We start from the raw sequence: 563 nt of genomic DNA, 5'->3' as shown, positions 1-563 counted from the left end.
AATTTAATCGAACACCACTTATAACTTATGGCATGTTTATTAAGGATAAAACTAAAAAATATAAAAGTGACATTTTTAATACTCACAATTGGGGATATGATGAAATCAATGATGAATTTATTTGCCCAAATCATAAAAGACTTGGTTTTAAAAGGTATGCCTACCGGCATGATAAATATGGATTTAAAAGAGATTTTAAATTATATGAATGCAATGATTGTTCAGATTGTCTATTGAAAAACTATTGTATGAAATCAAATTCAAAATCGAATAAAAAGTTAATGAAGAATTATAATTGGGAATACTTCAAATCACAAGTTAACCAAAAGCTTTCAGAACAAGAAACTAAAAAGATCTACAGACAAAGAAAAATTGACGTAGAACCAGTTTTTGGATTTATGAAGGCTATTTTGGGTTTCACTCGAATGTCGGTTATAGGCATAAATAAAGTTAAAAGAGAACTTGGTTTTGTATTAATGGCACTTAATATAAGAAAAGTAGTAGCTCAACGAGCTAACTATAGTCAAAATAATAGTAAAAAAGGCAATTTCTGTATTATTACA

Annotated in this window: 1 protein-coding gene; it reads left to right on the top strand. The window is 27.4% G+C overall.

The window, feature by feature from the left end; translation table 11 throughout:
- A partial coding sequence (locus N9R04_RS11290) for a transposase (RefSeq protein ID WP_262856874.1) occupies nt 1-563 on the top strand: 563 nt, incomplete at both ends.

Source organism: Staphylococcus marylandisciuri, from assembly GCF_025519785.1.
GTDB lineage: Bacteria > Bacillota > Bacilli > Staphylococcales > Staphylococcaceae > Staphylococcus > Staphylococcus marylandisciuri.
Note: the sequence above shows the minus strand (reverse complement) of the source record. Positions and strands in the feature narration are given on the sequence as shown.